7 protein-coding genes and 1 pseudogene are annotated in these 7,992 nt (G+C 46.2%); 7 read left to right on the forward strand and 1 reads right to left on the reverse strand.

What is annotated here, in order from left to right:
* Positions 1-529 precede the first annotated feature (529 nt).
* The 7 genes from cysD (at position 530) to BLS03_RS19195 (ending at position 7,481) form a co-directional block, all read left to right on the forward strand.
* The gene (cysD, locus tag BLS03_RS19165) at positions 530-1,444 is read left to right on the forward strand and encodes a sulfate adenylyltransferase subunit CysD (protein WP_093277875.1); all 915 of its coding nucleotides are present in this window, start codon (positions 530-532) and stop codon (positions 1,442-1,444) included.
* A 45-nt stretch (positions 1,445-1,489) separates the two neighbouring features.
* Positions 1,490-2,164, forward strand: a complete 675-nt coding sequence (gene cysC / locus BLS03_RS19170) for an adenylyl-sulfate kinase (RefSeq protein WP_093277878.1) — start codon at positions 1,490-1,492, stop codon at positions 2,162-2,164.
* Positions 2,154-3,122 (forward strand): acetyltransferase, encoded by a 969-nt coding sequence (locus BLS03_RS19175; protein ID WP_093277880.1) that lies wholly within the window; start codon positions 2,154-2,156, stop codon positions 3,120-3,122. Before cysC ends, BLS03_RS19175 begins: the two co-directional genes overlap by 11 nt.
* Positions 3,123-3,164: 42 nt before the next feature.
* A complete protein-coding gene (cysN, locus tag BLS03_RS19180; RefSeq protein WP_093277882.1) occupies positions 3,165-4,571 on the forward strand; it encodes a sulfate adenylyltransferase subunit CysN in 1,407 nt (468 codons plus the stop codon).
* A 246-nt stretch (positions 4,572-4,817) separates the two neighbouring features.
* Positions 4,818-5,270, forward strand: coding sequence for an Lrp/AsnC family transcriptional regulator (locus tag BLS03_RS19185; protein ID WP_093277884.1), 453 nt, complete (start codon positions 4,818-4,820; stop codon positions 5,268-5,270).
* A 264-nt stretch (positions 5,271-5,534) separates the two neighbouring features.
* Complete coding sequence (locus BLS03_RS19190; RefSeq protein WP_093277886.1) at positions 5,535-6,203, forward strand: YitT family protein; 669 nt, start codon at positions 5,535-5,537, stop codon at positions 6,201-6,203.
* Positions 6,204-6,284: 81 nt separating this feature from the next.
* Complete coding sequence (locus BLS03_RS19195; RefSeq protein ID WP_093277888.1) at positions 6,285-7,481, forward strand: amino acid aminotransferase; 1,197 nt, start codon at positions 6,285-6,287, stop codon at positions 7,479-7,481.
* A gap of 178 nt (positions 7,482-7,659) precedes the next feature.
* Here BLS03_RS19195 and BLS03_RS19200 read toward each other — a convergent pair.
* Positions 7,660-7,992, reverse strand: a pseudogene (locus BLS03_RS19200) (IS4 family transposase); the annotation flags it as partial.

The raw sequence follows: 7,992 nt of genomic DNA on the forward strand, positions 1-7,992 counted from the left end.
GTACGGAATATGTGAGTAGGTCACTCGACTTGACGATTGGCCGCTGTCTAGACCTTAAAGTCATCAGCGACTCATTCATTTTTATAGTAATAACGCCAAATGTTATCAGCCGAATGTAATCCAATTGACAAATTAATGTGAAACTCATCAGTGGTTTTTATTGTTCTTTGTTTTGGTTGTTATTTTTGTAATGCGATATAGAAAATCGAACTGATTAGACATTTATTTAATCGGTTTATAAATTATGTTATGTCAAAGTATTGATTGGGGAAGGCCGATTAAATGTTTATTTTATCTGTAACTTTTGGTGTGAAAGGTATTTCAAAATGCCCATTGGTCGAGTGACCTAAAGGTTTTTTTTCATGTTTCCATATCGTTATCAAGGTGAACTGTCTAGTTATCCCATATTCGATTTAGTCTGCTCTTATTGCGAAATTGTGTAACAACTGAACGGATATCTGCGGAAAACAAGTTTTGAGTTTAGTAACATGCTAATCAACCAATCGATGGAGCAAATGGAATAAATGGAATGAAAATTTCGCCAGAACGAATGACTCATCTAAAACAGTTGGAGTCAGAATCAATTCACATCATGCGAGAAGTGGCCGCAGAGTTTGATAATCCTGTGATGCTTTATTCTGTGGGTAAAGATTCTTCGGTCATGCTGCATTTAGCGAAGAAGGCTTTTGCTCCAGGTACGCCTCCATTTCCTTTGATGCATGTGGATACCACATGGAAATTTAAAGAGATGATCGCGTTCCGTGACTATATGGCCAAGAAATTGGGCATGAAGTTGATCGTTCACCAAAACCCGGAAGGTTTGGCGATGAACATCAACCCGTTTGTTCACGGTAGCTCTAAGCACACCGACATCATGAAAACCCAAGGTTTGAAACAAGCGCTTGATAAATACGGCTTTGATGCTGCATTTGGTGGCGCGCGTCGTGACGAAGAGAAATCTCGTGCCAAAGAACGTGTGTATTCATTCCGTGATGAGCACCATCGTTGGGATCCAAAAAACCAACGTCCTGAGCTTTGGAATATCTACAACGGTCGCGTCAACAAAGGCGAAAGCATTCGCGTGTTCCCACTTTCAAACTGGACTGAGCTAGATATCTGGCAATACATCTACTTGGAAAACATCGAAATTCCAGGTCTTTACCTATCGGCTAAACGTCCTGTGGTTGAGCGTGATGGCATGCTAATTATGGTTGATGATGACCGTATGGAGCTAAAAGAAGGCGAAGTCGTGGAAGAGAAAATGGTTCGCTTCCGCACGCTAGGTTGTTACCCACTGACGGGTGCGGTGGAGTCTGAAGCAACCACGCTGCCTGAAATTATTCAAGAGATGCTCCTGACCACAACGTCAGAGCGCCAAGGCCGTGCCATTGACCACGATAGTTCGGGTTCAATGGAGAAGAAAAAACGTGAGGGTTACTTCTAATCCTGACATCGCAACAATGCGAATAACAGTTAGAAGCGAATAACTATGACTTCTCCATACATTAAAAAAGATAACGACTCTGTGAGCGATGATGTGGTGTGGCACAACACCACAGTAACGCATCAAGATCGCCTCAAGCTTAAGCAGCAAAAGCCGGTTGTCCTTTGGTTTACTGGCCTAAGTGGCTCGGGTAAATCGACTGTGGCTAACGCGGTGGAAAGCAAATTGCTGAGTTTAGGTAAACACAGTTACTTGCTTGATGGTGACAATGTTCGTCATGGCTTAAACAAAGATCTTGGCTTTAGCGATGTCGATCGTGTTGAGAATATTCGCCGTATCGGCGAAGTGGCAAAACTGTTTGTCGACTCAGGCGCGATTGTGCTGACTGCGTTTATTTCGCCATTCATTTCTGACCGAGCGCAAGCACGTGAATTAATGGCAGAAGGGCAATTTTTGGAAGTGTTTGTTGATACGCCACTTGAGGTGTGTGAGCAGCGCGATCCCAAAGGTTTGTACAAAAAAGCGCGCGCAGGTGAAATCAAAAACTTTACCGGGATTGATTCCGCTTACGAAGCGCCAGTGAAACCAGAAATTCACCTCGAAACGGCGGGGAAATCAATTGAACAGTGCGCCGAACAAGTGGTTAGTGAGCTTGCGAGCATGGGCTATTTGAATCTAGATGATAGCTTGAGCCGAGAGGATGCTGACCATGCATTATGACGTGTTTAATGGCGATGCCGATGGAATTACTGCACTGTTACAACTGCGTTTAGCAGAGCCGAAATCATCGTTATTAATCACTGGTGTAAAGCGCGATATCAAACTGCTTAAACAAGTGGTGACACAAACTGACGTCTGCGGTGTGACGATTTTGGATATCTCGATGGAAAAAAACATCGATGCGCTTTATCCCTTGATTGAAAGTGATATTCCAGTGTTTTACTGCGATCACCACCGCAGTGGTGAAGTGCCGCGAGCGAGCAACCTCACCGCCTTGATTGACCTCGATACCAACACTTGCACCAGTTTGCTGATCAACAAGCATATTGGTGGTCGTTACCCATTATGGGCAATCACCGGTGCGTTTGGTGACAATATGTTTGCGGGTGCTTACGAGCTTGCGAATGCGTTGAACGTGCCAGAGCAAGATGTGGAGTTTCTTAAAGAGCTTGGCACTTTAATTAACTACAACGGTTACGGCGCGAGCGTGAAAGACTTACACATTCCACCGGCAGAGTTGTTTCAGCAGTTGGTGGCGTACCCGTCTCCATTGATGTTGCGCGATGATGTTAATTCACCCTACTACGTATTGAAGCAAGGTTATGAGCAAGATGCGGCGCACCTCGATGCACTTGAACCGCTTACTGCGACTGAGGTTTCAGCTGTGTTTGAGCTGCCTTGTGAAGCATGGGCGAGACGCATCAGCGGCGTGTTTGGTAACGATTTGGCCAACCAATATCCGAATCGTGCCCATGCGGTATTAACGTTAAATGCATCTGGGCAAGATTACACCGTGAGCGTGCGTGCGCCACTGAATAACCGAGTTGGCGCTGACGAATTGTGCAGTTCGTTCCCAACCGGAGGCGGACGTAAAGCGGCGGCTGGCATCAACCAATTGCCACTCGATATGAAATCTGAATTTATTCAAGCGCTTGAGCGTTTGTACCAAACTCAATAGTGAAAGAGCCGCGCGGCACTTTTTCAGAAAAGGAAATTGAAAATGTCTCATTCATCTGAATTGATAGCTCAAGACATTGAAGCTTACTTAAAAGTTCATGAAAACAAGGATCTGTTGCGTTTCTTAACCTGTGGTAACGTCGATGACGGTAAGTCAACTCTGATTGGTCGTCTGCTTTACGATAGCAAGTTGATTTATGAAGATCAGATGGCAGCGATCGAAAAAGACTCGCAAAAATTCAACACGACAGATGAAGCGTTTGACTTGGCGTTGCTGGTTGATGGCCTGCAGTCTGAACGTGAGCAAGGCATCACTATCGATGTGGCTTACCGTTATTTCTCTACCGACAAGCGCAAATTCATCATCGCCGATACTCCTGGACATGAGCAGTACACGCGTAACATGGTAACCGGCGCTTCGACGTGTGAATTGGCGATCGTGATGGTCGATGCTCGTCACGGCATTCAAACTCAAACTCGTCGTCACAGCTACATCTGTTCACTGCTTGGCATTAAGCACATCATCGTTGCCGTCAACAAGATGGACTTGATGGATTACAGCCAAGAGGTTTACCAAAAAATCAAAGCGGATTACCGCGAGATGGCGAAACACTTCAACATCGACGACATCCGTTTTGTGCCAATTTCAGCACTGAAAGGCGACAACGTTGTGACGCCAAGCGAGAAAATGGATTGGTACCCAGGTGCAACTCTAATGAAGCTGCTTGAAACGGTGAAAATCGATCAAGATAAAGATTTGGACCGCATGCGCTTCCCAGTGCAATACGTAAACCGTCCAAACCTAGATTTCCGTGGTTTCTGCGGCACGCTAGCATCAGGTGTGGTTCAACCTGGTGATGAAGTTACTGCGCTGCCATCAGGCAAAACGTCACGCATTCGCTCTATCTACACCCATGACGGTGAGTTAGACAACGCATACGCTGGCCAAGCGATCACCATTACGCTGGAAGATGAGATCGATGTATCTCGCGGCGATATGTTGGTTCACACGGGTCATGAGCCAAGCCTGACGAACAAGCTAGATGCACATATCGTGTGGATGGACGAAAACCCAATGCGTACTCACAAAGAGTACAGCTTCAAGTTCGCAACTAAGTCTTGCAATGGCCGTATTGCAAACATCGCGCACAAGGTTGACGTTAACACGCTTGAGCAACATGCGGAAAACAGCGAATCGCTTGATCTTAACGAAATCGCACTGGCTACTGTATCTTTGACTGACAAAGTTGCTGTCGATGCCTACCAAGATCTACCACAAACTGGCGCGTTCATCGTGATTGACCGTCACACGAACGTAACTGTTGGTGCTGGTATGGTGGTGTCTGCAAGCGATGCACAAGGCAACGAGCGTCTCTACAGCCAAGCGGATAAAGAGCTTAACGCTTATATTCGCAAGCACTACCCAGAATGGGGCTGTGCAGAGATTTAATCTCTCGGCATAGCGATTTGCCAATCGGCAAATCACTGCTCATAAGCAAGTAATCAAAAGGTGGCTTGATAGCCACCTTTTTTGATCGCGCTAAGTTTTTTGATCGAGTGAAATAAAGCCATCGACAAAACACTTTGATTTCCATAAAGCATTCTCTACCAAATCGCTGGTAGTCGTAACGATCTTTGGTACACTCGAATGCCTTGATCGGTAAAATAACGTGATATCCAATAGAGTGAGTAACCCATGCAAGTGGATGAATTTGACGTAAAAATATTAACGCTATTGCAAGAAAATGGCCGTTTGACCAATCAGGAACTCAGTGATTTGGTTGGGCTGTCACCATCGCAATGCTCGCGGCGTCGAATCGCTCTAGAGCAAGGGCAGTTAATTTTGGGTTACCACGCTCGCCTTGCACCTCGCGCGCTGCAGCAAGAAATCGTGGCGATGATTGAAGTAAAACTGCAAAGTCACGAGCAGCAGAAAGTCGCCAGTTTTGTCGATTTCATTCAAAGCGAAACGCCAATCCTGGATGCGTATAAAACCACAGGTGAAGCCGACTATTCCCTCAAAGCCGTGGTCTCAGACCTTGATAGTTTGAATGCTTTGGTTAACCGCATTTTTACCACTCACGCGATAGCTCATATCAAAACCTCCGTGGTTTTAGACCGCGTAAAAGAGAATGGCATCAACGCTTAACTCTTGCTTCGATTTGATCGCACTGTATTGAGTCACCATTTTGGTGACTTTTTGCATATTTGGTGCGTATAAAAATCAATACATGCATAAAATTCCCTTTTAATGCGTGGGTATTGCGTACATCCGTCTTTATGTTATTAATAATGCACAAATCATGAGTTATTATTGAGTTCTACTCACTGAGTGACTCGTGATGAAAGGATTTCATCGGCTTGAGCTTTAATTGGCTCACAGCCCGTAAAGACAGTTAAAAGGATAGATATCATGTCGCAAGTTTCGATATCCCAAACCCAGCCCTCGGCTGATCTAGAAACTCAAACCGCAGCGCCAGCAGCTACGCCAACGACTCACCGCTGGTTTGAAGATGCCATCGCTTTATTACTGGGTACCAGTTTGGTTTCATTTGGTGTTGTGCTCCTCAAACAAGCGGGTTTACTGACTGGCGGTACTGCGGGCTTATCGCTGTTTCTGCACTACAAATTCGACATCTCGTTTGGCTTGGTCTTTTTTGTCATCAACCTGCCGTTTTACTATCTCGCGATTCGCCGTATGGGCTGGTGGTTTACCGCTAAAACCTTTACCGCTGTAGGGTTAGTCTCGCTGTTTTCCAATCTCCATACCCAGTTTGTTCACCTCGAACAACTTAATCCGCTATATGGTGCAATTTTTGGTGGCTTTTTGTTTGGGGTTGGGTTTATTGTGCTGTTTCGCCATAAAGCCAGTTTAGGCGGGCTAAATATTTTAGCGCTGTATTTACAAGAACGAACCGGGCTTCGTGCCGGATGGCTACTGATGGGAACCGATGTAGTGATTATGTTGGTGTCGCTGTCAGTGGTGAGTATCACTCAGTTGCTGCTTTCGATTGTTTGCGGCCTGATTCTGAATCTGATTATTGCCTTAAACCATCGCGCCGATCGCTATAGCGTCAAGTAGTCTCGAACATTTCGAGATATTAAACCTCAAGCAATGCAGCTCAACAAGCAAGTCGAGAATAGAGAAAACAAGGAGAAAGTTGTGTTTAATCATGTGCCATCTTACGCGGGTGACCCGATTTTATCGCTGATGGAAAAATTCATGGCGGATGAACGTGAAGGAAAAGTTAACCTAAGTATCGGTCTTTACTATGACGGTCAAGGTGCGATCCCACGTTTGAACTCAGTCCAAACCGTGCAAGATCAAGTGGCGGCGAGTGAGCAACCACCGTGTGTGTATCTGCCAATGGAAGGTTTGGCTGCGTATCGCCAAGCGACTCAAGCTTTAGTGTTTGGCGATGAGCACAGCGCGCTTGCCGAGCAGCGTGTCGCGACGATTCAAACCCTTGGCGGTTCGGGCGCATTGATGGTCGGTGCTGATTTTCTGCATCACTATTTCCCAGGCTCTCAAGTATGGGTAAGCGACCCAACTTGGGAAAACCACCATGCGATTTTTAAAGGCGCAGGTTTTGAAGTAAACACTTACCCTTATTTTGACGCCAACACCAAAGCGCTCAACTTCAGTGGCATGCTGGATACTCTGCGTACCTTGCCAGCGCAAAGCATTGTGTTGCTGCATCCATGTTGTCACAACCCAACCGGTGTGGATTTAACGCCAGCACAATGGGACCAAGTGATCGATGTGGTGCTGACGCAAAAGCTGATTCCATTCTTTGATATGGCGTATCAAGGTTTCGGTGAAGGCGTGCGTGAAGATGCTTACGTGATTGATAAGCTTGCTCAGAATCCGCAAGCGACGTTTTTGGTCAGTAACTCGTTCTCGAAAATTTTCTCGCTGTATGGTGAACGCGTCGGCGGCCTGTCGATTGTGTGTCAAGACAGTGAAGAAGCCAGCCGCGTGCTTGGTCAGCTTAAAGCGACTGTACGTCGCAACTACTCAAGCCCAGCTAAATATGGTGCGGTATTGGTTTCTGGCGTGCTAAACGGCTCAGAGCTAAAAGCGCAGTGGCTGAGTGAGTTGGAAGAGATGCGCGAGCGTATCGCGGCGATGCGCGCCGGTTTGCATCAGCGCTTAAAACAGCTCGCGCCAGAGAAAAACTTCGACTTTCTGATCGAGCAAAAAGGCATGTTTAGCTACACCGGCATGAGTGAAGCGCAAGTCGATAAACTCCGTGAAGAGCACGCGATTTACCTTATCGCCAGCGGCCGCATGTGTGTAGCTGGCCTTAGCGAAGGTAGCCTAGACAAAGTCGCCAAAGCGTTTGCCGATATCGCCTAGTTGGTCATTGATTGACTGATTGCACAGACATTAAGTCATTCTATATTCAACCCTAAAGGCCCTGCAGAAATCGCAGGGCTTTTTTGTGTCATCATTTGTGTCATCAAATGGCACGCGGCTAGGCGAAAAATCTCGTGTTTCAAAAAACAGAAAGCCCCGACTTACGTCGCAATGTAGTTCACTTAAGCGGAGCTGCCTTGCGATTAACAGGATATCGGGTCTTTGATATTTTCACCGCCCTAGGCCGATTAGGCTTAGGGCGTTTGTCTATAAATAGGATTGATAAATCTCCACGCAGACTTTTTAGACGTTTCGGTGTATTACCCGGAGACACCGCTTTACTCATCACTTTTAGCTGACTTGCGATGAACTGACAAGCGTACTTAAAGCTGATTTCATTGGGCATTCGACCATGTTCTACTGCCGCTTGACTGGCTTCTCTTCTCACCAAGTTATAACCAAGTAATAGTCCCCATAACTCTTGATAGACAAGCTCGACCGTCTTGCTCCT

It is taken from the genome of Vibrio xiamenensis (genome assembly GCF_900100015.1).
Taxonomy (GTDB): Bacteria; Pseudomonadota; Gammaproteobacteria; order Enterobacterales; family Vibrionaceae; genus Vibrio; species Vibrio xiamenensis.

Coding starts and splice junctions, on each gene's coding strand:
- cysD (WP_093277875.1), top strand. CDS start 530: ATGAAAATTTCGCCAGAACGAATGACTCATCTAAAACAGTTGGAGTCA.
- cysC (WP_093277878.1), top strand. CDS start 1,490: ATGACTTCTCCATACATTAAAAAAGATAACGACTCTGTGAGCGATGAT.
- BLS03_RS19175 (WP_093277880.1), top strand. CDS start 2,154: ATGCATTATGACGTGTTTAATGGCGATGCCGATGGAATTACTGCACTG.
- cysN (WP_093277882.1), top strand. CDS start 3,165: ATGTCTCATTCATCTGAATTGATAGCTCAAGACATTGAAGCTTACTTA.
- BLS03_RS19185 (WP_093277884.1), top strand. CDS start 4,818: ATGCAAGTGGATGAATTTGACGTAAAAATATTAACGCTATTGCAAGAA.
- BLS03_RS19190 (WP_093277886.1), top strand. CDS start 5,535: ATGTCGCAAGTTTCGATATCCCAAACCCAGCCCTCGGCTGATCTAGAA.